The following is a 258-nucleotide window of genomic DNA, read 5'->3' as shown; positions in this document are numbered from 1 at the left end:
CAGGAGATGCCGGCGAAGACCTGGCTCGTGGCGCTGGCATAGTCGGCGGTCAGCTGATCGGCAAAGGTGCCGAAGGCGATGTCGCGCTGGGTCGATGCGTCGTTGTGAGAATAGATAGCCCCACCGACGAGGTCGAGGGGACCGAAATCGCCCGCGGCATAAAGACCGCCGTGATAGGAATCCGTATCCGCCTGATCGAGGGCATCGTGGCTGTAACCGGCCATCCCGCCGAGACGCCAGTGATCCGAAACCGGCACG

The 258-nt window shown here is 63.6% G+C and carries 1 protein-coding gene; it reads right to left on the bottom strand.

Features of this window, described 5'->3' with window-relative positions:
• The coding region (locus SB679_RS25130) for an autotransporter outer membrane beta-barrel domain-containing protein (protein WP_410705039.1) at positions 1 to 258 on the bottom strand (258 nt) is incomplete at both ends.

It is taken from the genome of Chryseobacterium sp. SIMBA_029 (assembly GCF_046535275.1).
Taxonomy (GTDB): Bacteria; Bacteroidota; Bacteroidia; order Flavobacteriales; family Weeksellaceae; genus Chryseobacterium.
The sequence above is the reverse complement of the archived record's forward strand: the minus strand, read 5'-3'. Positions and strand labels throughout refer to the sequence as shown.